Consider the following 26740-nt stretch of genomic DNA (forward strand, 5'->3'; position numbering starts at 1 on the left):
GCAAAAACAAAAGCGCCCTCCGATCGGGGGCGCTTTTTTGTTTGAGAGAGCAGAAAAAGAGAGCGGCGTTTACGAAATCTCAACTTTCCAGTGCGACAATGCCTTGGTCAGGGCCGCGGCTGCATCGGCGTAGTAGCCGGTGGCCAGTTCATCAATGGCCGCGTCGAAGTTGCCGGTGGCGATCAGGGCCGCAACGCCGCAGGCAGCGTCGTGCAGGTCAACGTGCAGCGCGTCAACTTCTTTGGCGCGGGTGGTCATCTGTGCGTTGTCTTTGAGGAAGGAGATCAGTTTGCCCAGGCCACATTTCTCGGCGTTTTTGTAGGCACGCACCGGCAGGCTGCGGTTGCCGTCGATGGCGGCTGCGCGCAGCTGATGACCCAGAACGTAATGTGCAACGATGCTGTTGTTGATGATTTCAGCGGTGTTCAGAACGGTCATCTGGGTCATGGTGTGTCTCTTTCTCGTTTGTCGCTTATGCGATTGTTCGCTCGTGCTCTCTACAAACGAATATAGATATCCGCCTTTATCGCCTCAATTGAGATAAAGTATGGCGCGCCCTGTCGATGGTCCTAAGGGGCATAGGCGGTTCTGGCGGGGGGTGATCTGCATCCTGCCGGATGGGTGTAAAAACCGCACTCTCGAACCGCTGGTGCGGGTCCAGAAAGGATATATCCGCGATATATCCTTCGGGATGTATCAGGCGGGGAAACGGGGGATTCGGGCCTGTGTTCGCGCCTATGTCGGGCTGTTGAGTGTCCTCTGGCTGCGTTAGGCGCACAAAAAAGGCGCCCCAAACGGGACGCCTTTTGTAAGACCACCCCCAGAGAGACGGTCAAATCTTGTGTCGTGCAGATCAGAGCATTGCTTTGACTTTTTCTGCCACGGCCTCGGCAGTGATGCCGAACTTTTCGTAAAGCACGTTTGCCGGAGCAGAGGCGCCGAAACCTTCCATGCCAACGAAGGCTGCCTTGGCTTCACGGCCACGGTTGCCCAGCAGGTATTTGTCCCAGCCGCCGTCGCGCACGCCAGCTTCGACGCCCACACGTACGGGGCCTGCGGGCAGAACGCGCTTGCGGTAGGCTTCGTCCTGGGCGTCGAACAGTTCCATACAGGGCATGGAGACAACGCGGGTACCGATGCCTTCGGCCTGCAACAGATCTCGCGCAGCCAGTGCAATCTCTACTTCGGAACCAGTGGCAATCAGGATCGCCTGACGTTTACCTTCGCTGTCGGCCAAAACATAGCCACCCTGAGCGGTCAGGTTCTTGGTGGTGTGTTTGGTGCGCACGGTAGGCACACCCTGACGGGTCAGCGACAGAACCGACGGGGTCTTCTTCGCGGTCAGCGCGATTTCCCAGCTTTCGGCGGTTTCAATGGTGTCGGCGGGACGGAACACATAGGTGTTCGGGGTCGCGCGGCTGATGGCGACATGTTCCACCGGCTGGTGGGTCGGGCCATCTTCGCCCAGACCGATCGAGTCGTGGGTCATCACAAAGACCGACGGGATCTGCATCAGGGCTGCCAGACGCATCGCGGGACGCGCGTAATCGGTAAACGCCATGAAGGTACCGCCGTAGGGACGGATACCGCCGTGCAGCGCCATGCCGTTCATTGCAGCGGCCATACCGTGTTCACGGATGCCCCAGTAGACATAACGACCCTTGCGGTTGTCGGTATCAAAGATGCCCAGATCGCCGGTTTTGGTGTTGTTCGAACCGGTCAGGTCAGCAGAGCCGCCAACGGTTTCGGACATCACCGGGTTCACGGCGGCCAGTACTTTTTCGGACGATGCGCGGGTGGCCAGTTTGGGCTGGTCTTCGCTCATCTGTTTTTTCAGCGCACGAATGGTGGGCGCCAGACGCTTGGGCGCGTCACGGTCGAAGATGCGGGCAAATTCGGCCTGCTTGCGCTCGGAAATTGAGCCCAGACGCTCTTCCCATGCGGCGCGCTCTGCGCTGCCGCGGGCACCGATGGCTTCCCATGCGGATTTGATGTCAGCGGGGATTTCGAACGGGGCGTGGTCCCAGCCGTAGGCCGCTTTGGTGTCGGCGATCAGCTGTTCGTCGGTCAGTGCGCCGTGACCCTTGGAGGTGTCTTGCGCGGCCGAACCCAGTGCGATGTGGGTTTTGCAGGCGATCATCGACGGTTTACCCGCCTTTTTCGCGGCTACAATCGCGGCGTCGATCGCTTCGGGATCGTGACCGTCGATTTCCTGAACGTGCCAGTTGGCGGATTTGAAACGCTGCACCTGATCGATGCGGCAGGACAGATCAACGGTGCCATCAATGGTGATGTTGTTGTTGTCCCAGAACACGATCAGCTTGGACAGCTCATGGCGACCGGCGAGACCCAGTGCTTCTTGGCTGATGCCTTCCATCAGGCAGCCGTCGCCAGCGATCACATAGGTGTAGTGATCCACGATCTTCTTGCCGTACTGACCACGCAGGATCTCCTCGGCCATGGCGAAACCAACGGCGGTGGCGATGCCCTGACCCAGCGGGCCGGTGGTGGTTTCGATGCCGCTGGCGTGACCGTATTCGGGGTGACCTGCGGTGCGTGCGCCCCACTGACGGAAGTTTTTGATCTCTTCCATGGTCATGTCGTCGTAGCCGGTCAGGTGCAGCAGCGAGTAGAGCAGCATGGACCCGTGGCCAGCGGACAGGATGAACCGGTCGCGGTCGGGCCAGTTCGGCGCCTTGGCGTCAAACTTCAGGTGCTTTTCATAAAGAACAGTGGCAACATCGGCCATGCCCATCGGCATGCCAGAGTGGCCAGAGTTGGCGGCGCGGATTGCATCCAGAGTGAGGGTCCGGATGGCTGCGGCTTTGGACCAGTGATCCGGGTGGGCAGAACGCAGAGCAGAGATATCCACGGGGGGCTTCCTTTGATCAGGGCTTCGTTAGCGCTGCTCATACCAGCCCGTGGGTGAATATCAAGCGCCGCGTTAGGCCAAAAACCGCTTGGGATGCGCATTTTCCGCCTCTATTAAGTATTCTGAGGCCAAACAGGCGTGATTTTGATTCGGAATGCGGGCAAAATCGGCGTCAACAATAAGAAGGGGCAAAGGCGCATGAGCGATATCAGCGAATTTGAACGCCGTATTTCCGCCGCTCTGGATCAGATTGCGCGGAACGTGGATGTGTTGAGTGCACGTCCAGCCGAGGCAGACGGGGACAGCAGCGAAGATTTGGGCGCCGAGCGTGCGGCACTTGAGCAGGCGCTGTCAGACGAAAAACTGGCCAATCAGCAGCTCGAAGAGCGTCTGAAGGCGTTGCGCCTGAAGCTCGACAAGAAAGACGCTGAGGCGGAACTGGCCCATGCGGACCTAAAGGCGGCGCTGGCAGAAATGGATGGTGCGCTGCGCGCCATGCGCGAAAGCTGTGAGCAACTGCGCGCCAGCAACACTGAGCTGCGCGAGGCCCACGAAGCCGGGATCAGCGATGGGACCGCCGTGAACAAAGGGCTGGCCGCTGAACTGGCCGCGCTGAAAGCGGACCGTCAGGCCGAGGCGGCGGAGGCCGTTGCGATTGCTGCGGCGCTGGAACCGTTGGTGGCGCGCGCCGTACAACCGGCTGAAGAAGATCAAGGCGAAGCGCCTGCGGATGAGGAGGCAAGCGATGCCTGAGGTACAAATCAACATCGGTGGTCGCGCGTTTGAGGTTTCTTGCCAGGAAGGTGAAGAGCATTTTCTGCAAGCGGCCGCCAAAATGCTGGATGACGAGGCCAGCGTGCTGTCGCAACAGATCGGTCGTTTGCCCGAAGCGCGGATGCTGTTGATGGCGGGGCTGATGCTGGCGGATAAAACCGCAGGCGTGCAGGACAAACTGGCAGAGCTGGAGGCGCAGTTGGTTGCCAAGACCGAAGAACTGGAGGCGTTGAAATCCGCCCCCACGCCAGAACCCGAACGGGTAGAGGTGCCGGTCATTCCGCAGATCGTCAACGATACAATGGCCGAACTGGCCGCCCGCGCCGAGGCGCTGGCCGGTGACATAGCGGATAAGGTTCAGGACTGATCCTGCCGTTGCAATGAACGATGAAGGCGTCCCTTGGGGCGCCTTTTTTTCTGGCGTCGTAGATGCGTGCGCAGGATCGTGAGGAGGAGGCCCCGGATCAGGTCCGGGGCGGGTTTTACTGCTGTGTCCGCGCCCCGGACGTGATCCGGGGCCTTTGGCCGCAACGGCAGTGAGGTTGCCATGTCATCATAGTACAGACGCAGAAAAGGCGCCCCGTTTGGGGCGCCTCTAACATCACAAAAACACCGTTATATCAGGCGTTTGCTTCGCGGATCTTGTCCGCGGCTTCTTTGGAGTAGGTCACGTCGTTGGTGTCAAACAGCGCGTCCAGCTCACCCGACAGGGTCATTTCGGTGACGATGTCGCAGCCACCGATGAATTCACCTTTGACGTAGAGCTGGGGGATGGTCGGCCAGTCGGAATAGTCCTTGATGCCCTGACGCACGGCGTCATCGGCCAGAACGTTCACGTCGGTGTAGTCGACACCCATGTAGTTCAGTACGCCAGCAACACGGCTGGAAAAGCCACACTGCGGCATGTCTTTGGTGCCTTTCATGAACAGCACAACAGTGTTGGCCTTCACGGTTTCATCAATTGCGGTCTGTGCGTCGCTCATCTTGCGTTTCCTTCGATAGGATCTCGTCCGGTTATCTCACATATATGATGGACGATGTGATTTGCCAATGCGGGGATTTGTGCCGCGCCTGTATGGTTTGTTGTGCATCCGTTTTGTGCAGGGCGCTTAGGATTTGGGGCTAGGGTCTAGGCCGTCATTTTCGGCGTTGCCCGTCCCGTGACGATTGGCTGGGGGCACAAACAGTCCGCAGCATGTGGTGATCCGGGGTGACATCCCCATCCACGATGGGGGTGCTGTTGCGGATCACCCAATCCAGAATCGCCAGCATTGCCGCAACCGCAAGGACCAAGATGGAGATCAGGCCGGTTGCCATCAGCGCGATCATTTTGGGATCCCGTTAGTTTGATGCGATTGCTACTTGAAGGCACGATCCCGGTGGTTCAGTCGGTCGAGCTGTGCGTTTTCAGCGTTTACCTCTGCAACCAGATTGAGGTCGGTTGCCTCCATCCCTAAGTCTACATGGCGCTCATCCGTCTGACGGTGCTTGGGCTGGCTGGCTGAAAGCGGGCGGTGACCGCGCCGCTTTTTGAGATTTATATCAATGACACAAATCACGCAGATCAAGCAAATGATCGCCACGCCCCAGAACCAGACAGGTGTCATCGGTCTTCCCCATTATGCCTATGTGCATGTATGCCCTATGTGGAGGCCCAGCGTGAGTATCCTGCTGAGGATCGGGACGCAGCGACAGATGTAAGTTAGGACGGCGTGATCTAGTCAGGTGCTTTGGTGGTCAGCGCCAGCGCGTGCAATTCGCCGTTGGGGCCGTCCATCTTGCCCTTTAGCGCGGCATAGACCGAACGCTGCTGCTGGACGCGGTTTTTCCCACGGAAGCTTTCATCAACGATCATCGCTGACATGTGCTTGCCATCGGTGCCTTCTACCACGATCTGGGTGGCGTTGGGGAACGCCTCGCGCAGCATGTCTTCCAGTTCCTGTGCATATACGGCCATCGGGCCCTCCGGGTGTTCTTGGATCTTGGGTGAAATTTAGGGCGCGCGGCGGGTGGGTGCAAGCCGATCAAGCGTCTTGCGTGGTAAAAGCACATTTGAGGCTCACAATAAACAGCCAGACAGTGCTTAGAAGCCACAAAAGAGCTGCTATTTTCATCCCGTATTCAATCAGGGCCTCAAGCCAAATAGGTTTGATGATGCTGTTGTCCTGAAGTCCCCAAGGGCCGACCGCACAGTGCGTTTCGTTTAATGCTCGTAGGAAAAGATCTCCTCCAAAAAGCAAAATGATGCCGGATGTTACTGCGACACAAGGGATCGCCGCTTTGTGCGGTGAGATCACGAACACCCATTTCAGAATGGCGAAGCCGGGAAGGTGTGTGAGAGCGCAGATTCCGATCGCAAAACACAGCACTTTTGCGATTGTGGTCGGGTAGTCTGGGTAGCAAAAGCTGTCGCGAAGCCCAAACCCTGCAATAACGAGGTAGAGCGCCAATAGATAAGCAGCCCCAAGTTGGAGTGCCAAGTAACCAAATGGTGCGAGGCGGCGTAACAGGATCATAAATGCCTAATAAGCTAATGAATTTATATAATTATTGAAAATACCTTGGCGAAGGTGCAGGTTAAATCTGTTACAGAAAACCCGCCAAAGATTGCAAATACCGCGGCACGTCGGCCAGCGCCTCTTGCACCTCTGGCTCTTCGAAATCGTGGATCGATGTATCTTCCTCCGGGCACATCGCGGCCATCAGCGCACGCCCTTCGGCCGCAGCGGCGGGCGGGATGGGCAGTTTCATGGCTTCGCTCAGCAACAACAACGCCTCATGAATGGGGCGGATCACCCGCAGGGCATGGGCCATATGCCAGATTAGATCGGGATCATCGCGCCAGTTTTCATCCGCAAACAGCTCTTGCGCGATGCGCTGACCGGCACCGGCGCAGGAATAGGCGGTGCAGCCGGTGAAGCCTTTGATTTTCAGATCCTTGTGGATGGTGCAGCGGAAATCAGGACCAAGGTTGGGGCAGGGGGTATCTGCCGCCTTTACGATGGCGAAATCCTCATCCCCATCAAATGGATAAGCCACGCAGCATATCGCTGCGCAGCTTTCACAGTTTTCAGTAAGCACCGGCAATTTCAGGTGCTCATCCGCCATGAGATCAGCCAACAGCCGCTTCAAAGCTGGAGCGGAACTGTTCAGACAGCTCTGCCAAAGGCGCGTCGGAGCCACCCAGCTTCACGCAGTCACCGCCGAACTTGCCGACAAATTCAACGTGAACGCCAGCTTTCGCCGCTTCACCCATCAGCCATTCCGCCTGATCGAAGTTACAGGCCACCAGATAGCGCGCCTGATCTTCACCAAACAGCAGCGCCTGATCGGTCACGTCGATCTGCACGCCAATTTCGCCAGCTTCGGCCATTTCAAACGCGGCCAGTGCCAGACCGCCATCGGCCAGATCAGAACAGGCGCGGATGTATTCGGCGTTGGCGCGGATGAAATCACCGTTGCGCTTTTCAGCGTCCAGATCCACGTGGGGCGCGTCGCCTTCTTCGCGGTTGAACACCTCGGCCAGTAGGGCGGATTGACCAAGGTGGCCCTTGGTTTCGCCAACCAGCAGGGCAACATGGCCTTCGCGGGCGCAATCAATGATCGCCTGTTCCGGCTGTTCGATCAGACCCACGGCGCAGATGGTCGGGGTCGGCAGGATCGCCTGACCGTCGGTTTCATTGTAAAGCGATACGTTGCCCGAAACGATCGGCACATCCAGCGCAGCAACCGCTTCACCGATGCCTTTGATCGCGCCGACGAACTGGCCCATGATCTCGGGCTTTTCGGGGTTGCCGAAGTTCAGGTTGTCGGTGGTTGCCAGCGGTTTGGCGCCCACGGCGGTCAGGTTACGGTAGGCTTCGGCCACCGCCTGTTTGCCACCCTCAACAGGGTTGGCACGCACATAGCGCGGCGTCACGTCAGAGGTGAAGGCTAGCGATTTCTCAGTTCCATGCACGCGCACGATGCCCGCCCCGATGCCAGGCGCCTGAACGGTATCGGCCATCACCTGCGAGTCATACTGCTGATAAACCCACTGTTTGGCGGCATAGTTCGGCGAGGAAATCAGCGCCTTCAGACCGTCGATCGGATCAACAGCGGCGATTTCGCCCAATTCTGCGTCCACTTCGGTTTCGACCCACGGGCGGTCATATTCCGGTGCACGGCCCGACAGCGGCGACAGCGGCAGGTCTGCCTTCACTTCGCCGTTGTGCAGGATCAGGAAGCGGTCTTCGGCGATGGTTTCACCGACGATGGCGAAATCCAGATCCCATTTTTCAAAGACGGCGCGCGCTTCTGCTTCCAGTTCTGGTTTCAGAACCATCAGCATGCGTTCCTGAGATTCCGACAGCATCATTTCATAGGCTGTCATGTTCTCTTCGCGCTGCGGCACATCTTCGAGGTTCAGCTTAACGCCTAGCTTGCCCTTGTCGCCCATTTCAACGGCCGAACAGGTCAGACCCGCCGCGCCCATATCCTGGATCGAGATTACAGCGCCGGTCTGCATCAGTTCCAGCGTCGCTTCCATCAGGCGCTTTTCGGTGAAGGGGTCGCCAACCTGAACGGTGGGACGCTTTTCTTCGATGGTGTCGTCAAATTCTGCCGATGCCATGGTGGCACCGCCCACACCGTCACGGCCGGTTTTGGCGCCAAGGTACACAACCGGCATGCCAACGCCCGACGCGGCGGAGTAGAAGATTTTGTCTGCATCGGCCAGACCGGCTGCGAATGCGTTCACCAGACAGTTGCCGTTATAGGCGGGGTGGAAACGCACCTCACCGCCGACAGTCGGCACGCCGAAGCAGTTGCCGTAACCGCCAACGCCCTCAACAACACCGTGCACCAGCTGGCGGGTTTTGGGGTGGCTGGTTTCACCAAACGACAGCGAGTTCATCGCCGCAATCGGACGGGCGCCCATGGTGAAGACATCGCGCAGAATGCCGCCAACACCGGTGGCCGCGCCCTGATAAGGTTCGATGTAAGAGGGGTGGTTGTGGCTTTCCATCTTGAAGATGACTGCCTGACCGTCGCCGATATCGACAACACCAGCGTTTTCACCGGGGCCACAGATCACCTGCGGGCCATCGGTGGGCAGGGTGCGCAGCCATTTCTTGGAGGATTTGTAGGAACAGTGTTCGTTCCACATAGCCGAGAAGATGCCCAGCTCGGTAAAGGTCGGCTCCCTCCCGATGATCTCTAGGATGCGCTCGTATTCGTCGGGCTTCAGCCCGTGCGCTTCGATCAGTTCGGGGGTCAGGCTCGGGTCTTGCATATCCGGTCACTCTCCAGCAGGCGCTTGTTGCGCGCTTCTTAAGGCGGTTTTCGGATTTGGGGAAGGGGGCAAAGCGGCTGAAATCGTTCTTTTGCGACAGCTATGTGACGCAGGCACCTGCCTTGTGCCGTTTACTACCGCTCAATTTCGGCGGTCGCGCGGGTGATCTGCGCCAGATACCCCATAATTTCGCGGGTAAATGTATAGAGTTAAATTGTGCGGTTGACCTGTATTTGTTGGCCCAAAAAAAAGGCCGAGCACTAAGCTCGGCCAAAGTCCAACAGGGAGGTATGAAAGTGACGAGATCTTAATCATCGTCACCGTCGAGTGCTGAAATAGGCATCGAAACTGAATCCCGCAAGTCCCATATTGCCGCAGTGTCAACATGGCTGTTATGCGGTTTTTGCATACCCCGCGCAGTGGGCTTGCTTCCCTAGGGTTAAGTTACTGATCGCGCATCTGTTTGCGGTAGGCGATGATCTCTTCTTGGACGAAGTCACGGAAGGCCGCGATGCGCTTTGAATGGCGCAATTCCTCAGGGTAGGCGAGGTAAACGGGCACTTCGACTGACTGAACGTCGGGTAGGACGCGCACCAGATTCGGGAAATCCTGGCTGAGGTAGTTGGGCAGAACGCCAATCCCCAGATGGTTCGCAACCGCCTGCAGCACGCCAAAGTAGTTGTTCACCATCAGCGTCGATTTCACATCATATGTCATCAGATGGCCCACAAGGTTGGAGCTGGCGCCAACCTGAGGGGCGTTCGTGTTCTGGCAGACCAGTCGGTGTTCGCCGATATCCTCGATCGAGGCGGGCATACCGTTGCGTTCCAGATATTCCTTGGAGGCAAAGAGCTGCATCCGTACCGCCATCAGACGTTTGCGGATCAGGTCGGCTTGGCTTGGTTCCTTCATGCGGATGGCAACGTCTGCTTCGCGCATGGGCAGGTCCAGCACCCGCTCTTCTAGCATCAGTTCGATGTTTAGGTCGGGATACTGTTCATAGAGCTTCGGCAGACGAGGGGCCAACCAAAGGGTTCCAAGGCCGATAGTGGTGGTCACGCGCAGCTGACCAAAGACCTCTTCTTCGCTGTCGCGGATACGGGCCGCGGCGGCGTCCAGACGTTTGGTCATGGCGCGGGTGGCGTCAAACAGCAACTCGCCCTGTTCAGTCAGGATCAGACCGCGGGCGTGGCGGTGAAACAGGGTGGCGTTCAGACTTTCTTCCAGCGCGCGGACCTGCCGCGACACAGCCGATTGTGACAGGTGCAAGACATCGCCCGCATGTGTCAGGCTGCCTGCGTCAGCCACCGCATGAAAAATACGTAATTTATCCCAATCCATACCGCACTTCCCCGAAATTCCCGGGTTTCTCCCGGATTATGCTGCCTGTTGCACCGTCCTAAATACACGAAACCTACGGTATCTTAACCCGTTTTCGGCAATTTTCGACAGGAAATGGTTAAGTTTTTTCTTGTAGGTCAAAAGTTATGACCTATTGTTGTCTTATATTCTAGCAAGCATGCAGTGGTGGGAGGCACAGACATGACCAGCCAGAAGGTAACCCTGAACGACCGCTTTGATCTGACAAAATCGCCGGTGCTGTTGAACGGCACGCAGGCGCTGGTACGGCTGATGTTGATCCAGCAGGCGCGCGATGCTGCCGCCGGGTTGAACACCGCCGGATATGTCACGGGCTATCGCGGATCACCGCTGGGCGCGGTGGACATGCAGATGCAACGGGCCGAGGCGCAGCTGCGTGCGGCAAATGTCAAATTCCACGAAGGCCTGAACGAGGATCTGGCCGCCACCGCCCTATGGGGTGCGCAACAGGCAGAGCTGCGCGGTGAGGGGAAATTCGACGGTGTCTTTGGCCTGTGGTACGGCAAGGGGCCGGGGGTGGATCGGTCCGGTGATGTGATGCGCCACGCCAATATGGCAGGCAGTTCCAAAAATGGCGGCGTCCTGATGGCGATGGGCGATGACCACACCGGCGAAAGTTCGACTGTTTTGCACCAATCCGAATGGGCGATGGTCGATGCCTATATGCCCGTGGTTAGCCCCGCAGGCGTGCAGGAAATTCTGGACTACGGGGTCTATGGCTATGGTTTGTCGCGGTTTTCCGGCCTGTGGGTGGGGCTGAAAACCATGAAGGACACGGTTGAGGCCACAGGCGTTGTTGATGGCCGCATCGACCGGATGCAGTTGGTGACGCCTGAGTTTGACATGCCCGCAGGTGGGCTGAATATCCGCCTTGGTGACAATCCCACCGAACAAGAAGCGCGGATGATCGACTACAAACGCTTCGCGGCAGAGGCCTACAGCCACGCCAACAAAATGGATCAGCGCAAGTGGGGCAAGCCCGGGGCCAAGATCGGCTTTGTCGCGGCTGGCAAAAACTGGTTGGATCTGGAGCATGCCCTCCGTTTGCTTAACATTGATGAAGGTGAGGCAGAGCGTTTGGGCCTGACCACCTATAAGATTGGCCAGACCTTCCCGCTGGACATGCGCGGGTTCAACGACTGGGCCGAAGGTCTGGACCTGATTGTTATCGTTGAAGAGAAACGCAAACTGATTGAGGTGCAGGTCAAAGAGGCGATCTTTGACGACCGTCGCGGGCGGCGCGTCTATGGTTGGTACAAAGGTGGCGCAGGCATGCTGGGCCGTGAAGAGCTGTTCCCAACCCGTGGCGCGCTGGACCCGATCTGGATTGCCGAAAAGCTGGGCGATATCCTGATCGAAGAGGGGCGCGGCACCGAAGGCGTCAAGGCAGGTATGGCCGCGTTGAGCGAAGCGCGACGCAATGATAATGCCGAGGAATTGGCAACCCGTCTGCCGTATTTCTGTTCCGGCTGCCCCCATAATTCATCGACCAAAGTACCCGACGGCAGCCGTGCCTATGCCGGCATTGGCTGTCACTATATGGTGCAATGGATGGACCGTGAAACATCCGGTTTCACCCATATGGGCGCCGAAGGGGCAAACTGGATTGGTGAGGCACCGTTTTCCACCACCGATCATGTGTTCCAAAACCTTGGCGATGGCACCTACAACCACTCTGGTGTGATGGCGATCCGTGCCGCGCTCGCCTCTGATGCCAATATCACCTATAAGATCCTTTATAACGACGCGGTCGCCATGACTGGTGGACAGGCGAACGAAGGCGGGTTGACCGCCTACCGCATTGTGGATGAGCTAAAGGCGATGGGCGTGGCTAATGTCGCTGTAGTCTATGATGAGAAAGAGGCGGTGAACCTTGCGGCCTTCCCATCCTCGGTCCAGACTTATGAGCGGGCAGAGATGGATCAGGTCCAGAAAACCTTCCGCGACATCAAAGGCGTGTCGGCCATTGTTTATATCCAGACATGCGCCGCCGAAAAACGCCGCCGCCGCAAGCGTGGCTCATTCCCTGATCCCGATCAGCGCATTTTCATTAACACCGACATCTGCGAAGGCTGCGGGGATTGTGGCGTGCAGTCAAACTGTGTCTCCATCGTTCCGGTGGACACCGAATTGGGCCGCAAACGGGCGATTGATCAATCCAGCTGTAACAAGGATTTTTCCTGCGTTAACGGTTTCTGCCCCAGCTTTGTCACCGTGTCTGGCGGCACCCCGAAAAAGGCGGCGACGAAAGAGTTGGATTTGCCCGACATGGCTGCCCCGACGCTGCCCGCGATCAACGGGACCTACAATGTGGTGATCACTGGCGTTGGTGGTACCGGCGTAGTGACCATCGGCGCGGTGTTGGCGCAGGCGGCGCAGATTGATGGCAAGGGCGCGGGCATGATGGAAATGGCGGGCCTCGCCCAAAAGGGCGGCGCGGTGCATATCCATTGCCGGATTGCCAATCAACCCGACGACATCAGCGCGGTGCGTGTGGCCACCGGCGAATGTGACGCGCTGATCGGCGGTGATCTGGTGGTGTCGGCAGGCGCGAAAACACTGGGCCTGACGCGGTCGGGCCGGACAGGCGCGGTGGTCAATAACCACGATATTGTCACCGGTGATTTCACCCGCGATACGGAATTTCGCATTCCCAGCGACCGCTTGCAGTTGCAGGTTCAGGCGCGTTTGCAGGATCAGGTGCAGCTTTATGATGCGTCAGAACTGGCGCGGATCACGTTGGGGGATTCCATTTTCTCCAACATGATGCTGCTTGGGTCCGCATGGCAGCGCGGGCTGCTGCCGCTGAGCAAGGACGCTATAGTGCAGGCGGTGACCCTGAACGGCGCTGCGGTGGAACGCAACCTGCGTGCGTTCGAGATCGGGCGTTGGGCCGCGCTCTACCCGGCAGAGGCAGAGGCGATGCTGGCCCCCACGGTGGTGGTGGACCTGCCGAAATCCCTGGATGACAAGATCGCCTATCGCATGGCGCATCTGACCGACTATCAGAACAAGGCGCTGGCGCGTAAATACCGCGCGCTGCTGGATCGGTTCGAAGATATCGAACTGCGCGAAGCGGTGGCAGAGGGTTATCATAAGCTATTGGCCTACAAGGATGAATATGAGGTTGCGCGCCTGCTGCTGCGCACAGAGGCCAAGGCAGCAGAGGCGTTTGATGGCAGCTTCTCCCTCAACTACCATCTGGCACCGCCCAGCCTGACAGGCGAAACCGGTCCCAATGGACGCCCCGCGAAAAAGACGTTTGGCCCCGGCATGAAGCGCTGGTTCGGCGTTCTGGCCCGCCTCAAAGGGTTGCGCGGCACGCGGCTGGATCTCTTCGGGCGCACCGAAGAGCGGCGGATGGAACGCGCGTTGATTGCGCAATATGAGGCGGACATGGATCAACTGATCCCGCTGATCACCCCAGAAACCCGCGATGCAGCAATCGCGCTGGCTCGCCTGCCGCTGCAAATCCGTGGCTTTGGCCCCGTCAAGGCCGGTAATGAAGCCAAGGCCGCCAAAGAGCGCGAGGCGCTGTGGTCCGTGATCCGCGCTGGTGGTCCGGTGATGGACGCCGCAGCGGAGTGAACGCAGTCTGCGTCATCGTGGCGGATGTAACAGCGGGATGAAGTTTTTTGCCACTTAGGGCGCAGGGCACGGCATTTTCTTGATCCGTGCCCTGCGCCGCTGCTAGATCCTTCGGCAACCGATCGCACTATGAAGGCCACAGATCACATGCCCTCCAAACGTCACATCGCGCGCGACATCTCGTATTCTCATTCCGCCCAAACCCGCAGCGGACGGGCGGTGATCCGTACGGTGGAAAACATGACGGGGCGATTGCGGATGATCAAACGGGCGTCGGGCTATGATCAGGATGTGGCCCGTGGGGCGGATTTCTGGCAGGTGATGGTCGAACGCTATGGTCTGTCACTGGATGTGGTTGGCGGCAGTCTGGACAATGTCCCGCAAACGGGCCCGCTGATCCTGATTGCCAATCATCCCTATGGCATTCTGGATGGGTTGATGATGGGCCATATCCTGTCCCAGCGCCGCGCCGGTGATTTCCGGATTCTGGCGCACCGTGTGTTCCGCAAATCCGAAGATCTGAACAAGGTGATCCTGCCAATTTCGTTCGATGAAACGCGCGAAGCGGTGAAACAAAACCTGGACACCCGCAAAGAGGCGGAGCTTTACCTGAAACAGGGCGGCGCCATCGGCATCTTCCCCGGTGGGACGGTCAGCACCTCGGCGACGCCGTTTTCCAAACCGATGGACCCTTCGTGGCGCAACTTCACCGCGCGGCTGGTGGCGAAATCCGGGGCGACTGTGGTGCCCGTGTTCTTTGCCGGGCATACCTCGCGTCTGTTCCAAATCGCCAGTCACATGCACACCACCCTGCGCATGTCCCTGTTAATCAAGGAATTTGCCAAACGTGTGGATACGCCCGTGCAGGCGGTGATCGGTCAGCCCATCGCGGCGGATCGGATCGCGGATTACGCGGGTGACAGCAACGCCTTGATGGAATTTTTGCGCAAATCCACCTACGACCTGTCGCCTGCACCGCTAAATTCCAACGCGCTCGGGTTTGAGTTTGAAGACAAACACCGCCCTCTTGCCGAACGCCGCAGCTAGGCGATCTGTCGCGCAGGTAACACCAAGGTTAACGCCGCGTTCCTTTCGCCGCATTGCCTATCGCCCAGCCTATGCGCTATGCAGGCGGGCAAAGCGCAGTACCTGTGACAGAAGGGCAGATAAAGATGGCAGTTGGTATTTTTGATTCAGGTCTGGGTGGCCTCACCGTTTTGGATGCGGTCAGCAAGCGCCTGCCGGACGTGCCTTTCGTCTACTACGGTGACAACGCCCATGCGCCCTACGGCGTGCGCGATGCCGATGATGTCTATAACCTGACCACGCAGGCGGTGGAACGTATGTGGGCCGAAGGCTGCGATCTGGTCATTCTGGCCTGTAACACCGCCTCTGCCGCCGCGCTGCGCCGGATGCAGGAAGGGTGGATCCCTGAAAACAAGCGGGTGCTGGGCGTGTTCGTGCCCCTGATCGAGGCGCTGACCGAACGCAAGTGGGGTGACAATTCCCCCCCGCGTGAGGTTGAGGTGCAGCATGTTGCGCTGTTTGCCACGCCCGCAACCGTCGCCAGCCGCGCGTTCCAGCGTGAACTGGCCTTCCGCGCCATCGGTGTGGATGTTGAGGCGCAGGCCTGTGGCGGTGTCGTCGACGCGATCGAAGATGGCGATATGATCCTTGCCGACGCACTGGTGCGCAGCCATGTAGATGCCCTGAAACGCAAGATGCCAAACCCGCAGGCGGCCATTCTGGGCTGTACGCACTATCCGCTGATGCACGATCAGTTTCAGGACGCATTGGGTGCGGATGTGAAGGTGTACAGTCAGGCCAATCTGGTGGCTGAAAGCCTTGCGGACTATCTAACCCGTCACCCCGCAATGATCGGATCGGGGACGGAAAGCAAATTCCTCACCTCCGGCAATCCCGCCACGGTGTCGACCCGCGCAACGCAATTCCTGCGCCGCGAGATCAAGTTTCAGGCGGCCTGAACCGCTTGACCCTGATCAAAGCCGCCGTGGCCAAAATCCGGCATCTTATGTCGCAGGCGCGGGGGCTTTTGATCCGGCGGACCACGCCCTAAATAGGGAACGACCAGAACAGACGCGCGCGAAGGAGCCAGCCAGATGAAGGGCCTGAAGAAGAAACGTAGGGTGCAGGTGATTGCCGTTGCGGCGATTGCGCTGACGGTTTCCACCGGTCTGATCGGCTATGCGATGCGCGATGGCATCAACTTTTTCCGGTCCCCGTCCGAGGTGCTGGCAAGCCCGCCGATTGCGACGGAAACCTTCCGCATTGGTGGCCTGGTCGAAGAGGGATCGCTGATCCGCGGTCAGGGCGAAGCGATCACCTTCAACGTGACCGACGGCAACGGCGTTGTGCCCGTCAGCTACACCGGCGTGCTACCCGATCTGTTTGAGGAAAATCAGGGCATGATCGGCACCGGCAAATACATCAATGGTGTCTTCGAAGCGCATGAAATCCTTGCCAAACATGACGAAACCTACATGCCCAAAGAGGTGGTGGACGCGCTGAAGGAACAGGGCGTCTATGTGGAGCCTGAGGCGTAATCGCAGGACCACCGCACGCAGGCTTACCGCCGCTTTAACCCATTTGCCCCCAGTCTGAGTTCACACTCAAGCTGGGGTTTTTTCTATGCTGGACGTCAAACAAATCGCCAAGGATATCGTCGCCCGTGAAGGCGGCTATGTAAACGATCCCGATGATCCGGGCGGGATGACCAAACACGGGGTCACGCTGGGCACCCTGCGCCGTCTGGGAATTGATCTGGATGGCGACGGGGACGTTGACGGCAGCGACCTGAGGCGCATTACCAAATCCCGCGCGGTGGCGATTTATCTGGAACACTACTACAGTCGCCCGCGCATCGATCAGCTGCCCGTGATCATTCAGGCCAGCGTGTTTGATATGTATGTGAACGCGGGCGCCAATGCGGTGAAGATCTTGCAACGACTGCTTGGCCAGATGGGGCAGGTGGTCAGCGTGGACGGTGCCATCGGCCCGCAAACCATCGCTGCGGCAGAGGCCGCCGCGCGCATCGCGCCGCAACACCTGGCCGATGCCTACGGTATTGCACGGCGCAATTACTACTTCCGTCTGGCAGATGAACGCCCGCGATCCCGCAAATTCGCCCGCACCCGCGCGGGTCAAAAAGGTGGCTGGATCAAACGGGCGGAGGAGTTCATAGACCGTCGTTATCACCTGACCGACGCGGAATTTCAGCAACGGGTGGCGGCATGGGCGTGATCTCAACTCTTCTCAACACGCTCTTCTGTGGCGGCCTGTCAGAGGTGCGGCGCACGGTTGAGGTGTTTCGCGAAAACGCCGAGGCGGGGGCCGAGCGCGGCCATGACATGCAGCGCGCCGCGCTCGACCAGTTGGCGCAGGAATTTGCCCGGGATCAGCGGGGTGTGTTTGATCGGATCATGGACGGGCTGAACCGCCTGCCGCGCCCCGGTTTGGCACTGGGAACGCTGGGGTTGTTCATCGCCGCGATGGTCGATCCAGTGTGGTTTGCCGCGCGGATGCAGGGCATTTCGCTGGTGCCGGAGCCGCTGTGGTGGTTGTTGGGCGTGATCGTCAGTTTCTATTTCGGTGCCCGTCATCAAGCCAAAGCGCAGGCCTTTCAGGCGCAGCTGGGTCACAGCATGGCACGCCTGCCGCAGGTGATGGCGCAGGTGCAGGCGTTGGAGGGGCAGGGGAAAGCCGCTTCGATTCAACAGGTTAGCGATGAAAATCCGGCCCTGACGGCTTGGCACAACGCCGCAAATAGCAGCCGTTAAGCCCCGCGTGCCCCGCGACAATGTGAACCCGCCGTTCTGCCGATTGCGATTGGCCGACCGCGCAGATCGCGATATATGAACCCCATGTTTACAGAGCTCGGTCACTTCGCCCTAATCCTAGCCTTTCTGGTCTCCATCGTGCAGGCCACTGTACCCCTTATCGGTGCCGCCAAACGCTGGCCCGGTTGGATGGCTATCGCGGAACCTGCTGCCAATGCGCAGTTCCTGCTGACGTCCTTTGCCTTCGCGGCGCTGACATATGCCTTTGTCACCTCCGACTTCTCGGTGGAGTTGGTGGTGCTGAACTCTCATTCGCTGAAACCGATGCTGTACAAAGTGTCGGGCGTCTGGGGCAACCATGAGGGGTCAATGCTCCTCTGGGTGCTGATCCTCACGCTGTTTGGCGCCTGTGCCAGTTGGTTTGGCGGCAACCTGCCACCCACCTTACGGGCGCGGGTTCTGGCGGTGCAGTCGGCGATTTCGGTGGCGTTCTTTGCCTTTATCCTGTTCACCTCGAACCCGTTTTTGCGCCTGATTGCGCCACCGCTGGATGGGCAGGACCTGAACCCACTGTTGCAGGATCCCGGTTTGGCGTTCCACCCGCCGTTCTTGTATTTGGGCTATGTGGGTCTGTCGATGACCTTCTCCTTCGCGGTTGCCGCGTTGATCGAGGGGCGTGTTGACGCCGCATGGGGTCGCTGGGTGCGTCCGTGGACGCTGGCGGCGTGGCTGTTTTTGACCATCGGCATCGCACTGGGCAGCTGGTGGGCGTATTATGAACTGGGCTGGGGTGGTTTCTGGTTCTGGGATCCGGTCGAAAACGCATCCTTCATGCCGTGGCTGATTTCGGCGGCGCTGCTGCATTCCGCCATCGTGGTGGAAAAGCGTGAGGCGCTGAAAAGCTGGACGATCTTGCTGGCGATCATGGCCTTCGGCTTTTCGCTGATCGGGACGTTCATCGTGCGCTCTGGCGTCATCACGTCGGTCCACGCGTTTGCCAACGATCCTGAACGTGGGGTGTTCATCCTTGCCATCCTCGCCGTCTTCATGGGCGGTGCGCTGACGCTTTATGCGGCACGCGCCAGTGTGATGGAGGCGAAGGGCGTCTTTTCCATGGTCAGCCGTGAAAGCGCGCTGGTGATCAACAATGTCCTGCTGGCGGTGAGCTGTTTTGTGGTCTTCATCGGCACCATCTGGCCGCTGGTGGCGGAACTGGGCATGGGGCGCAAACTCTCCGTCGGGGCGCCGTTCTTTAACATGGCCTTCACGCCCTTTATGGTGATCCTTGCGCTGTTGTTGCCGCTGGGGTCGATCATGCCGTGGAAACGGGCGCAGATTGCACGTAGTTTCAAACCGCTGGTGCCCGCACTGGTACTGTCGCTGGCGATCATGGGGCTGGCCTATGCGATGCAATCGGGGCGGTCGCTGTTTGGTCCTATCGGTATGTTCCTTGGCACCTGGCTGGTGTTTGGCGCCGGTGTTGATCTGTGGCAACGGGCCGGGCGCAAGGACAAGCTGGCCCGCCTGCGTCGCCTGCCGCGTGCGGATTGGGGCAAGGCCGTGGCCCATGCAGGTCTGGGCATTGTGTTCCTTGGCATTTCGGGCCTGATGGCGTGGGAGCAGGAGGATATTCGCGTCGTCCAAATCGGGGAAGAGTTTGAAATTGCAGGATTTACCCTAACCCTTGATCAGGTTCAGGAGGTCGAGGGGCCGAACTTCATCTCGACGAAGGGCTGGGTCACGATCCGTAAAGGCGATCGGGTGATTTCCGTCGTCCATCCTGAAAAGCGAATTTACCCCATCGCCCAGATGCCAACGACAGAGGCGGGGATCAACAACGGGTTCCTGCGTGATGTCTATGTGGTGCTGGGGGATGAGCAGCAAGGCGGCGGCTATGCGGTGCGCAGCTACTATAAACCGCTGGCTAACTGGATCTGGGGTGGCTCTATTCTGATGTCGCTGGGTGGGCTGTTGAGTCTTACGGATCGTCGTCACCGTGTCGCCGCTGGCGCCCGCAAAGTGAAACCTGCCGGAGTGCCCGCAGAATGACCCGTTTTCAGAATGCCTTGACGCTGAAACCCCTTGCGCTGGCTGCAACGCTGCTGCTAGCGCCAATCACCGCGCAGGCCGTGCAGCCGGACGAAATCCTACCTGACCCCGCGTTGGAGCAACGCGCGCGAGAGATTTCAAAAGATCTCCGCTGTCTGGTCTGCCGCAATGAAAACATCGACGATTCAAACGCCGAACTTGCCCGCGACCTGCGCATTCTGGTGCGCGAACGTCTGGTCGAAGGTGACAGTAACGATCAGGTGATCGACTATGTGGTGGATCGCTACGGTGAATATGTGCTGCTGAACCCGACCACGCGGGGCGGTAACTGGATCCTGTGGGCGGCGGGGCCGATCATGTTGGTGATCGGTCTGGGGATCGCACTGAGCTTCACCCGTCGTCGTGCGTCACAGGGCGAGGTCGCGGTGCAGGCCCTGTCCGAGGACGAAAAGGCGCGACTGCGCGAAATCCTCAAAGACTAAAACCAAACGCGCTGCGGTACTGCTACCGCAAAAGCCGCAGCGCGCGTTTTCTGTCGACTTATGCCTTGTAATTCCCTGCCACTGCACCAAAATCTGCCTAAGTACGCAGGAGGAATGACGCATGAGCTATCAGACGATTAAACTGGATCTGTCCAAGGACGGCGTCGCAATCCTGACCCTGAACCAGCCCCAAACTGGAAACCTGTTAGACAGCCAAATGCGGGCCGAAATCACCGATGCCGCGCGCGAAGCGGGGCGTGTCGCACGGGTTCTGGTGTTAACAGGCGCAGGCCCGACGTTTTGTTCCGGCCAGAACCTGAGTGACCGCGCCAATCTGGACAATCTGGATCTGGAACGGGTTTTGCGGGATGAATACGGCCCGATGCTGCGTGCGATCTATGACTGTCCTGTGCCGACACTGGCTGCGGTCAATGGTGCGGCAGCTGGGGCAGGGGCCAATCTGGCGCTGGCCGCCGATGTGGTGATTGCCAAACATAGCGCCAGTTTTCAGCAACCACTGTCGCGCGTCGGCCTGATACCGGACGCGGGCGGCACCTACTGGATGACCCGGAACATGGGACACGCCAAAGCAATGGGTGCGGCGCTGTTTGGGGACGAAATCAGCGCGGAACAAGCCGATCAATGGGGGCTTATCTGGGCTGCAGTTCCAGACGAGGAGTTCACACCTCATTGCAAGGAACGCGCGCTGCAACTGGCCAAAGGCCCCACTTTGGCTTATCGTCGGATGAAAGAGGCCATCCGCGACAGCTGGAACAACGATTTGCAGATCCAGTTGGAAAAAGAGGCCCGCCATCAGGGCAGCTGTGCCCGTAGTCGCGATTTCAAAGAAGGCGTGGTCGCCTTTGTCGAAGGCCGTCCACCTCATTTTGAGGGGCGTTAAGGTCGTTTGTACTACGTCGGCAGGATATAGCGCTGTCGGCTGTTTGAAAGCCCTTAACCATTGAAAAACCAAATTTGTTTATACAAATCAGTGCTAGGCACCTGACCCGTTTCGATTCAAAAAACAGGGTCGCCTGGCGGTGTCGCGCGTTCGATTGAACGCAGTCAAGGAAGGGGCATTCACTATGTCGGCCAGCTATCAGGTGTATAAGGATCACAACCTTCTTTATGTGCGCTATGCGGGACACCATGCGACGCGCCAGACCAACGATCTGTTGCCTTACTACCGTCTGGACCCTGATGTGCGCCCCGGTTTGCGCTGCGTGATAGATTGCACCAGATTGATCAATGCCAAGGTTGATATCGAAGAGCGCCGCAAACAAATGGCGGCATTGCGGGCGTTGTTGAAACACCCTGCCGATGATTGGCAGTTGACCTACTATTGCCCCAACTCGGTCAGTCAAAGTCTGACCAGCCTACAGCAAAAGATGTGGCGCGAATTTGATGGTGTCGATTTCAAAATGGCAACGACGTTTGAAGAACTGGCCAGCATACTGCGCGAACCGGATGATTTCCTGCGGGCCATGTTGGGGCCTGACGATTAACCCCGGTAACCTCTAGACAGAACGCCTCAGAACTGGACACCTCAAACAGAAAAGGGGCCGCCCGCAGGCAGCCCCAAATATATCATCCTATTGTGGATGCCGCTTAGCGGTTTTCCACGTCGATGTAGTCACGCGCAGTTTCACCCAGATACAGCTGACGCGGACGACCGATTTTGTTCTGAGGATCGGCAATCATTTCTTTCCACTGGCTGACCCAGCCAACGGTACGCGACAGCGCAAAGATCGGGGTGAACATCGAAGTCGGGAAGCCCAGAGCTTCGAAGATGATGCCCGAGTAGAAATCGACGTTCGGGAACAGCTTCTTCTCAATGAAGTAGGGATCTTCCAGCGCGATGCGCTCCAGCTCTTTGGCGACCTGAAGCAGCGGGTTGTCTTCGACGCCCAGCAGTTCCAGCACCTCATCGGCGCTTTCTTTCAGCACCTTGGCGCGCGGGTCGGTGTTTTTGTAAACACGGTGACCAAAGCCCATCAGGCGGAACGGATCGTTCTTGTCCTTGGCGCGTTCGATAAATTCAGGAATACGGTCAACGGCACCGATTTCCTTCAGCATTTCCAGACACGCCTGGTTTGCACCACCGTGGGCCGGACCCCACAGGCAGGCGATGCCAGCCGCGATACAGGCAAACGGGTTTGCACCCGAGGACGACGCCAGACGCACGGTCGAGGTCGATGCGTTCTGTTCGTGGTCCGCGTGCAGGGTAAAGATGCGGTCCATTGCGCGGGACACGATCGGGTTCACCTCATACTGTTCTGCCGGAACAGAGAAGCACATGTGCAGGAAGTTCGCTGCGTAATCCAGATCGTTGCGCGGATATACGAAGGGCTGACCGATCGAGTATTTGTAGGCCATTGCGGCAATGGTCGGCATCTTCGCGATCAGACGGTGCGACGCGATTTCACGCTGGGTCGGATCGTTGATGTCGGTGCTGTCGTGGTAGAAGGCAGCCATTGCGCCAACCACACCTACCATGATCGCCATCGGGTGCGCGTCACGGCGGAAACCACGGAAGAAGTTGTGCATCTGCTCGTGGATCATGGTGTGGCGGGTGATGGTGGTCTCAAACTCCTCCAGCTGCGCGGCGGTCGGCAGCGCACCGTACAGCAGCAGGTAGCATACTTCGAGATAATGGGACTGACCGGCCAGCTGGTCGATTGGGTAGCCGCGGTGCAGCAGTTCGCCCTTGCCGCCGTCGATGTAGGTAATGGTGCTGTCGCAGGACGCGGTCGAGGTAAAGCCCGGATCGTAGGTGAACACGCCACCCTGTGCGTACAGCTTGCGGATGTCGATCACATCAGGGCCCGCAGTGGGGCTGAACATTGGCAATTCCAATGATTTACCGTCAAACGTCAGCGTGGCGCTCTTGGTCGATTCCGTCATGGTGTTCCCTTCATCACATGGCTCTGCGTGCCCCTGGTGGGGACACGCGGCGTGGCTGTTTTTGTCTTGGCCTCCGGCAGTTCAAGTATCGGGCCATCTGGCCCGTCTTAGCCGGCTGCGTCGGTCAGACGGGCAAGGGTTTCATCCTGCCCGAGGACCAGCATCATGTCGAAGACGCTAGGTGTTGCTGCGCGGCCGGCAAGAGCGGCGCGCAATGGTCCGGCCAATTTTCCGAACTTCATCCCCTGCGCTTCTGCAAACTGGTTGGCGGTTGCCTCCAGCTCGTCACGGTTCCAGCTAACATTTTGCAAATGCGGCGTCAATTGCTTCAGTATACCACGGGATACATCATCCAGATGTTTTGCCGCTTTCTCTTCGACTTCGATTGGGCGCGACACCAGTGCAAAGGTAGATTTTTCAACGAGTTGCGGGAAAGTCTTCGCGCCAGTCTTGGTGCAGTACAGCGCTTTACGTAGAACTACGTTTTGTGCGTCAGACAGGGCATCAGCGCCTGTTGCGGCCAGAAATGCCTGCAATTCTTGATGCAGCGCAGCATCGTCTGTTGCCGCGATATGCTGACCACACAGGTTTTCCAGCTTTTTGAAATCAAAACGGGCCGGAGATTTGCCGATGCCGTCAAAACCGAACCATTCCTGCGCCTGCGCGTCGGTAAAAAATTCGTCATCACCGTGGCTCCAGCCCAGACGGGCCAAATAATTGCGCATACCAGCGGCGGGGTAACCCATCGCCTGATATTCCTCGACACCCAGCGCGCCGTGGCGTTTGGACAGTTTTTTGCCGTCACCGCCGTGGATCAGCGGGATGTGACCCCAGACCGGAACGTCCCAGCCCATCGCCTCATAGATCATCATCTGACGCGCAGCGTTGTTCAGGTGGTCATCGCCGCGGATCACATGGGTCACACCCATATCGTGGTCATCGACCACAACCGCCAGCATATAAACCGGCGTCCCGTCGGAACGCAGTAGGATCATATCGTCCAGCTGGTCGTTTTTAATGGTCACATCGCCCTGAACCTGATCGCGGATCACGGTCGCACCGTCCTGCGGCGCTTTGATCCGTACCACGTAGGGCGCATCAGGATGAGTGTCCTCCGCCGCATCGCGCCAGGGCGAACGGTAGTGGGTCGATTTGCCTGCGGCGCGGGCTTCGTCACGGAAGGCCTGGATTTCGTCCTGTGTGGCGAAACACTTGTAGGCTTTGCCCTCGGCCAGCAGTTTATGCGCCACCTCGGCGTGGCGGTCGGCGCGTTCAAACTGGCTGATCACGTCGCCATCGTGGTCCAGACCCAGCCACTCCATGCCTTTCAGGATTGCTGCCGTCGCCTCAGGCGACGACCGTTCGCGGTCCGTATCCTCGATCCGCAGCAGGAACTTACCGCCCTGACCACGAGCAAAGAGCCAGTTGAACAGCGCGGTGCGTGCGCCACCGATGTGCAGAAAGCCGGTGGGCGAAGGGGCGAAACGGGTCACGACATTGTAAGACATGCGGGCATTAACCTTTCGGTAAGCAAGTTATGCGAAGTTTGGGCCTGTCTAACTAGGCGATGCTTGGGGGGCAAGGCTTGGCGCGCGTTCTAGGTTTCTTCGCTTGGGTGCTGCGGCGGTGTGAGGCGTCACTGCTGGCGCAGCGCGGCCATCTGTTTGGCTGGGTGCCAGTGTGTTTTGCCGTCGGAATTGGTGGTTATTTTTCCCTGCGGTTTGAACCGGATCTGACGTGGCTGGCTGTGGTCGCTGTGGCGGTCATGCTGGTGTTGTTCTTGTGTCGCATTGTGCCGCTGGCAGTGGCGCCTTTCTTTCTAGGCGCTGCGTTAATTGGGGCGGGCGTGCTGATTGCCAGTGCGCGCGCGCATTACGTCGCCGGTCCAGTGCTGGAGGGGCGTTATTATGGCCCGATTGAGGGACGGGTTCTGGCGCTGGACCAATCCGCATCCGGCGCGGTGCGGATCACCTTGGCTGATGTGGGATTGGCGGGCCGCTTTGATCCCGCCCCAACACGGGTTCGCGTGGCGCTGCATTCCAAAATCGCAGGTCATGATCCCAAGATTGGTCAGCGGGTGATGCTGACCGGCCACCTCAGCCCGCCGCCCCGCGCGGTGGAACCGGGCGGCTTTGACTTTCGCCGCCATGCGTGGTTCCAACGTCTTGGCGCCATTGGCTATACGCGCAGCCCGCTTGTTTTGCTGCAGCCGGGGCAGGGATCACTTGTGTCGCGCCTGCGTCAGATATTGAACACCCGGATTCGCGCTGCATTACCCGGTGATGCAGGCGCGGTGGCTGTCACATTGATCACTGGCGACCGATCCTCCCTGCCAGACGCGCGGGTGGAGGATTTGCGCCGTGCGAACCTCGCCCATCTCTTGGCAATTTCCGGTCTGCACATGGGGTTGGTCAGCGGTTTTGTGTTCTGGCTGATCCGGTTGCTGCTGTCTTGTCCGTCATGGATCGCGCTGCGTTGGCCGATCAAAAAGCTGTCCGCAGGTGCTGCATTGTTGGCGGCGGCCGGATACCTTGCCCTATCAGGAGGTGCGATCGCGACAGAGCGCGCCTTTATCATGGTGACGATGGCGTTGATCGCTGTGATGCTGGACCAGCGTGCGTTAACGCTGCGGGCTGTGGCGCTGGCGGCTTTGGTTGTGTTGACCCTGCGGCCAGAGGCGTTGGTCAGCCCTGGATTTCAGATGTCGTTTGCGGCGACCACATCACTGGTCGTGGTGTTTTCACTGCTGCGCGGCGCAGCCGTGATGCGGCTGCCCGTGGTGGGCGGCGCGTTGCCGCTGTTGCTTTCGTCAACGGTGGCAGGGCTGGCAACAGCCCCGATAGCTGCGGCGCATTTCAATATGTTGTCGCAGATGGGGCTGATCGCAAACCTCGCGACGGTGCCATTGATGGGCGTATTCGTCATGCCCGCCGCAGTTCTGGCAGTGATCTTGATGCCCTTCGGGCTAGAGGCGTTGCCGCTTTGGGCGATGGGGTTGGGGATCGAGTGGGTGCTGGCCGTCGCGCAATGGATTGCAAATCATCCGCAGTCAGTGCGGTACGTCATGTCACCGCCGAGTGTGGTTATCCCGTTGTTAAGTTTTGGGGTGTTGGTGGTTTTCTTCTGGCGTGGCTGCGGGCGTTGGCTGGGCGTAGCGCCTGCTGCTGTTGCCTTGGTGGTCTGGATGCAGGGTGTGCGGCCAGACCTGTTAATTGCAGATCAAGGGGCCTTGGTCGGCATTTTGACCGATCAAGGTCGCGCCCTTTCCGCGCCGCGTGGGACGGGGTTTGTTGCAGAAGTTTGGCTGGAAAATGATGGTGCACCACGAACGCAGGCCGATGCGGCGGCGCTTTGGCCCGAGGTTATTGTGGTCGGAGATGGGCGTCTCTTCACGGCGAAGGGCAAGCGAGCAACGCGACAGCTGACATGTCGGGCAGGGGATTGGGTCGTCAGCGATCAGTGGATGCAGAGGCAATTGCCTTGCTACCAAATGGACCGCCGCGCCCTAGCAACCAAGGGGAGCGTCGCAATCTATGACATCGACACGCAGCCCCAGATCATCACGGATCGCGCGATCAGCGGGGATCGGTTGTGGTCGAACTGGCCCATCACCGATCCCTAG

At 58.9% G+C, this 26740-nt stretch carries 25 protein-coding genes; 13 read left to right on the forward strand and 12 right to left on the reverse strand.

Annotated elements, in window-relative coordinates; genetic code table 11:
* Positions 1-69: 69 nt before the first annotated feature.
* Together TM5383_RS02985 and tkt are read right to left on the reverse strand one after the other, a co-directional pair.
* A complete protein-coding gene (locus TM5383_RS02985; RefSeq protein WP_058317577.1) occupies positions 70-447 on the reverse strand; it encodes a hypothetical protein in 378 nt (125 codons plus the stop codon).
* Positions 448-853: 406 nt separating this feature from the next.
* Positions 854-2872: a transketolase gene (gene tkt, locus TM5383_RS02990; protein ID WP_058317578.1), complete on the reverse strand. Its 2019-nt coding sequence runs from the start codon at positions 2870-2872 to the stop codon at positions 854-856.
* A gap of 198 nt (positions 2873-3070) precedes the next feature.
* Here tkt and TM5383_RS02995 point away from each other — a divergent pair, with 198 nt between their 5' ends.
* Both TM5383_RS02995 and TM5383_RS03000 read left to right on the forward strand, forming a co-directional pair.
* On the forward strand, positions 3071-3625 hold the full coding sequence (locus tag TM5383_RS02995) for a hypothetical protein (protein WP_058317579.1): 555 nt from the start codon (positions 3071-3073) through the stop codon (positions 3623-3625).
* Positions 3618-4013: a cell division protein ZapA gene (locus tag TM5383_RS03000; protein ID WP_058317580.1), complete on the forward strand. Its 396-nt coding sequence runs from the start codon at positions 3618-3620 to the stop codon at positions 4011-4013. The genes TM5383_RS02995 and TM5383_RS03000 overlap by 8 nt, the downstream gene beginning before the upstream one ends.
* 253 nt (positions 4014-4266) lie before the next feature.
* On the opposite strand, the gene grxD is transcribed toward TM5383_RS03000, so the two are convergent.
* From grxD to TM5383_RS03040, 8 genes are all read right to left on the reverse strand, one after another.
* Complete coding sequence (gene grxD / locus TM5383_RS03005) at positions 4267-4629, reverse strand: Grx4 family monothiol glutaredoxin (protein ID WP_058317581.1); 363 nt, start codon at positions 4627-4629, stop codon at positions 4267-4269.
* 154 nt (positions 4630-4783) lie between these two features.
* Positions 4784-4975 (reverse strand): hypothetical protein, encoded by a 192-nt coding sequence (locus TM5383_RS03010; RefSeq protein WP_058317582.1) that lies wholly within the window; start codon positions 4973-4975, stop codon positions 4784-4786.
* A 29-nt stretch (positions 4976-5004) separates the two neighbouring features.
* Positions 5005-5253 carry a hypothetical protein gene (locus TM5383_RS03015; protein WP_058317583.1) on the reverse strand — a complete coding sequence of 83 codons (249 nt, stop codon included), beginning with the start codon at positions 5251-5253 and terminating at the stop codon, positions 5005-5007.
* A 110-nt stretch (positions 5254-5363) separates the two neighbouring features.
* Positions 5364-5603, reverse strand: a complete 240-nt coding sequence (locus TM5383_RS03020; RefSeq protein WP_058317584.1) for a BolA/IbaG family iron-sulfur metabolism protein — start codon at positions 5601-5603, stop codon at positions 5364-5366.
* A gap of 67 nt (positions 5604-5670) precedes the next feature.
* Complete coding sequence (locus tag TM5383_RS03025) at positions 5671-6162, reverse strand: hypothetical protein (protein WP_058317585.1); 492 nt, start codon at positions 6160-6162, stop codon at positions 5671-5673.
* A gap of 70 nt (positions 6163-6232) precedes the next feature.
* On the reverse strand, positions 6233-6685 hold the full coding sequence (locus TM5383_RS03030) for a hypothetical protein (protein ID WP_058317752.1): 453 nt from the start codon (positions 6683-6685) through the stop codon (positions 6233-6235).
* 73 nt (positions 6686-6758) lie between these two features.
* Positions 6759-8918, reverse strand: coding sequence for a phosphoribosylformylglycinamidine synthase subunit PurL (gene purL, locus TM5383_RS03035; protein ID WP_058317586.1), 2160 nt, complete (start codon positions 8916-8918; stop codon positions 6759-6761).
* A 444-nt stretch (positions 8919-9362) separates the two neighbouring features.
* Entirely contained in the window at positions 9363-10259 is an 897-nt protein-coding gene (locus tag TM5383_RS03040; protein WP_058317587.1) for a LysR family transcriptional regulator, read from the reverse strand.
* Positions 10260-10460: 201 nt separating this feature from the next.
* Here TM5383_RS03040 and TM5383_RS03045 point away from each other — a divergent pair, with 201 nt between their 5' ends.
* The 10 genes from TM5383_RS03045 (at position 10461) to TM5383_RS03090 (ending at position 21719) form a co-directional block, all read left to right on the forward strand.
* Entirely contained in the window at positions 10461-13886 is a 3426-nt protein-coding gene (locus TM5383_RS03045; protein WP_058317588.1) for an indolepyruvate ferredoxin oxidoreductase family protein, read from the forward strand.
* A 147-nt stretch (positions 13887-14033) separates the two neighbouring features.
* Entirely contained in the window at positions 14034-14933 is a 900-nt protein-coding gene (locus TM5383_RS03050) for a lysophospholipid acyltransferase family protein (protein WP_058317589.1), read from the forward strand.
* A gap of 125 nt (positions 14934-15058) precedes the next feature.
* Positions 15059-15871, forward strand: a complete 813-nt coding sequence (murI, locus tag TM5383_RS03055; protein WP_058317590.1) for a glutamate racemase — start codon at positions 15059-15061, stop codon at positions 15869-15871.
* Positions 15872-16006: 135 nt separating this feature from the next.
* Positions 16007-16450, forward strand: a complete 444-nt coding sequence (gene ccmE / locus TM5383_RS03060; protein WP_058317591.1) for a cytochrome c maturation protein CcmE — start codon at positions 16007-16009, stop codon at positions 16448-16450.
* Positions 16451-16535: 85 nt separating this feature from the next.
* On the forward strand, positions 16536-17147 hold the full coding sequence (locus TM5383_RS03065) for a holin-associated N-acetylmuramidase (protein WP_058317592.1): 612 nt from the start codon (positions 16536-16538) through the stop codon (positions 17145-17147).
* Positions 17138-17683 (forward strand): holin family protein, encoded by a 546-nt coding sequence (locus TM5383_RS03070; RefSeq protein WP_058317593.1) that lies wholly within the window; start codon positions 17138-17140, stop codon positions 17681-17683. Before TM5383_RS03065 ends, TM5383_RS03070 begins: the two co-directional genes overlap by 10 nt.
* An 84-nt stretch (positions 17684-17767) precedes the next feature.
* Positions 17768-19732, forward strand: a complete 1965-nt coding sequence (locus tag TM5383_RS03075; protein WP_058317594.1) for a heme lyase CcmF/NrfE family subunit — start codon at positions 17768-17770, stop codon at positions 19730-19732.
* Positions 19729-20214 carry a cytochrome c-type biogenesis protein gene (locus TM5383_RS03080; RefSeq protein ID WP_058317595.1) on the forward strand — a complete coding sequence of 162 codons (486 nt, stop codon included), beginning with the start codon at positions 19729-19731 and terminating at the stop codon, positions 20212-20214. The genes TM5383_RS03075 and TM5383_RS03080 overlap by 4 nt, the downstream gene beginning before the upstream one ends.
* A gap of 121 nt (positions 20215-20335) precedes the next feature.
* A complete protein-coding gene (locus TM5383_RS03085; RefSeq protein WP_058317596.1) occupies positions 20336-21115 on the forward strand; it encodes an enoyl-CoA hydratase-related protein in 780 nt (259 codons plus the stop codon).
* Between the two features lie 184 nt (positions 21116-21299).
* Positions 21300-21719, forward strand: coding sequence for a hypothetical protein (locus tag TM5383_RS03090; protein ID WP_058317597.1), 420 nt, complete (start codon positions 21300-21302; stop codon positions 21717-21719).
* 103 nt (positions 21720-21822) lie between these two features.
* Here TM5383_RS03090 and gltA read toward each other — a convergent pair whose 3' ends face one another.
* Together gltA and gltX are read right to left on the reverse strand one after the other, a co-directional pair.
* Complete coding sequence (gltA, locus tag TM5383_RS03095) at positions 21823-23118, reverse strand: citrate synthase (RefSeq protein WP_058317598.1); 1296 nt, start codon at positions 23116-23118, stop codon at positions 21823-21825.
* A gap of 107 nt (positions 23119-23225) precedes the next feature.
* Positions 23226-24626, reverse strand: a complete 1401-nt coding sequence (gene gltX, locus TM5383_RS03100) for a glutamate--tRNA ligase (protein WP_058317599.1) — start codon at positions 24624-24626, stop codon at positions 23226-23228.
* A 77-nt stretch (positions 24627-24703) separates the two neighbouring features.
* Between gltX and TM5383_RS03105 the strand changes: the two genes are divergently transcribed.
* On the forward strand, positions 24704-26740 hold the full coding sequence (locus TM5383_RS03105; RefSeq protein WP_231725017.1) for a ComEC/Rec2 family competence protein: 2037 nt from the start codon (positions 24704-24706) through the stop codon (positions 26738-26740).

The sequence above is a fragment of the Thalassovita mediterranea genome, assembly GCF_001458435.1.
In the GTDB taxonomy this organism is placed as follows: Bacteria; Pseudomonadota; Alphaproteobacteria; order Rhodobacterales; family Rhodobacteraceae; genus Thalassobius; species Thalassobius mediterraneus.

What these genes read in the sequence shown, in the direction of transcription:
- TM5383_RS02985 (WP_058317577.1), bottom strand. Translation starts at nt 447, where the DNA reads ATGACCCAGATGACCGTTCTGAACACCGCTGAAATCATCAACAACAGC.
- TM5383_RS02995 (WP_058317579.1), top strand. Translation starts at nt 3,071, where the DNA reads ATGAGCGATATCAGCGAATTTGAACGCCGTATTTCCGCCGCTCTGGAT.
- TM5383_RS03000 (WP_058317580.1), top strand. Translation starts at nt 3,618, where the DNA reads ATGCCTGAGGTACAAATCAACATCGGTGGTCGCGCGTTTGAGGTTTCT.
- grxD (WP_058317581.1), bottom strand. Translation starts at nt 4,629, where the DNA reads ATGAGCGACGCACAGACCGCAATTGATGAAACCGTGAAGGCCAACACT.
- TM5383_RS03010 (WP_058317582.1), bottom strand. Translation starts at nt 4,975, where the DNA reads ATGATCGCGCTGATGGCAACCGGCCTGATCTCCATCTTGGTCCTTGCG.
- TM5383_RS03015 (WP_058317583.1), bottom strand. Translation starts at nt 5,253, where the DNA reads ATGACACCTGTCTGGTTCTGGGGCGTGGCGATCATTTGCTTGATCTGC.
- TM5383_RS03020 (WP_058317584.1), bottom strand. Translation starts at nt 5,603, where the DNA reads ATGGCCGTATATGCACAGGAACTGGAAGACATGCTGCGCGAGGCGTTC.
- TM5383_RS03025 (WP_058317585.1), bottom strand. Translation starts at nt 6,162, where the DNA reads ATGATCCTGTTACGCCGCCTCGCACCATTTGGTTACTTGGCACTCCAA.
- purL (WP_058317586.1), bottom strand. Translation starts at nt 8,918, where the DNA reads ATGCAAGACCCGAGCCTGACCCCCGAACTGATCGAAGCGCACGGGCTG.
- TM5383_RS03040 (WP_058317587.1), bottom strand. Translation starts at nt 10,259, where the DNA reads ATGGATTGGGATAAATTACGTATTTTTCATGCGGTGGCTGACGCAGGC.
- TM5383_RS03045 (WP_058317588.1), top strand. Translation starts at nt 10,461, where the DNA reads ATGACCAGCCAGAAGGTAACCCTGAACGACCGCTTTGATCTGACAAAA.
- TM5383_RS03050 (WP_058317589.1), top strand. Translation starts at nt 14,034, where the DNA reads ATGCCCTCCAAACGTCACATCGCGCGCGACATCTCGTATTCTCATTCC.
- murI (WP_058317590.1), top strand. Translation starts at nt 15,059, where the DNA reads ATGGCAGTTGGTATTTTTGATTCAGGTCTGGGTGGCCTCACCGTTTTG.
- ccmE (WP_058317591.1), top strand. Translation starts at nt 16,007, where the DNA reads ATGAAGGGCCTGAAGAAGAAACGTAGGGTGCAGGTGATTGCCGTTGCG.
- TM5383_RS03065 (WP_058317592.1), top strand. Translation starts at nt 16,536, where the DNA reads ATGCTGGACGTCAAACAAATCGCCAAGGATATCGTCGCCCGTGAAGGC.
- TM5383_RS03070 (WP_058317593.1), top strand. Translation starts at nt 17,138, where the DNA reads ATGGGCGTGATCTCAACTCTTCTCAACACGCTCTTCTGTGGCGGCCTG.
- TM5383_RS03075 (WP_058317594.1), top strand. Translation starts at nt 17,768, where the DNA reads ATGTTTACAGAGCTCGGTCACTTCGCCCTAATCCTAGCCTTTCTGGTC.
- TM5383_RS03080 (WP_058317595.1), top strand. Translation starts at nt 19,729, where the DNA reads ATGACCCGTTTTCAGAATGCCTTGACGCTGAAACCCCTTGCGCTGGCT.
- TM5383_RS03085 (WP_058317596.1), top strand. Translation starts at nt 20,336, where the DNA reads ATGAGCTATCAGACGATTAAACTGGATCTGTCCAAGGACGGCGTCGCA.
- TM5383_RS03090 (WP_058317597.1), top strand. Translation starts at nt 21,300, where the DNA reads ATGTCGGCCAGCTATCAGGTGTATAAGGATCACAACCTTCTTTATGTG.
- gltA (WP_058317598.1), bottom strand. Translation starts at nt 23,118, where the DNA reads ATGACGGAATCGACCAAGAGCGCCACGCTGACGTTTGACGGTAAATCA.
- gltX (WP_058317599.1), bottom strand. Translation starts at nt 24,626, where the DNA reads ATGTCTTACAATGTCGTGACCCGTTTCGCCCCTTCGCCCACCGGCTTT.